Below are 641 nucleotides of genomic sequence, written 5' to 3'. Positions count from 1 at the left end.
TTTTAAGTGTTCAACTTAATTATACAATCCGCCGTAAAGATCTATTCATCGATAATGAACTGTTCAAATACGAAATTTCCCAAAGCAGCACCATGATACGTCATAAAAAGATGTCCCAAAGATTCCTTCAGAAGCTTCCTCTCTTTCAGCATGGCAATTTCCCTGCCGAACCAGTGCTCAATCGGAAATCCATACCTTTCCTCAAAATCCTGAAGCGGGATTCCCTCTCTTGTACGAAGATGCAGGAAGCAGTATTCTTCCATTTCATCTTTGACAGAAAGATTCTCCACTTCTTCCGGCGGAAGATTCCCAGACAGAACTTCTTTCTCATATAATCTGACGCCCGGGTTGTTTTCTTTCCTTGCATGTCCGATCCTTGAACATGCCGCGGGTCCCAATCCCAGGTAATGGGATAAATCCCAATACTTCAGATTATGTCTTGATCTGTATCCTTTTCTTGCAAAACTGGAAATCTCATATCTTTCAAGGCCGTAGTGAGGAAGAATGCGGCACATCATCTGATACATTTCCCAGCTCTCTTCTTCCGTCGGCCTTTTGAGGATTCCTCTTTCAGCCATCTGACCGAACTTTGTCCCGTTTTCAATGATCAGACTGTAGACAGACAGATGATTGATCGGAAG

Annotated in this window: 1 pseudogene; it reads right to left on the bottom strand. The window is 43.1% G+C overall.

Annotated elements, in window-relative coordinates:
• Positions 1–41: 41 nt before the first annotated feature.
• A pseudogene (locus M3200_RS08480) lies at positions 42–641 on the bottom strand (radical SAM family heme chaperone HemW); the annotation flags it as partial.

The organism is Dialister sp. CAG:357 (assembly GCF_000435155.1).
GTDB lineage: Bacteria > Bacillota > Negativicutes > Veillonellales > Dialisteraceae > Dialister > Dialister hominis.
This window is presented reverse-complemented; position numbering and strand designations above follow the sequence as displayed.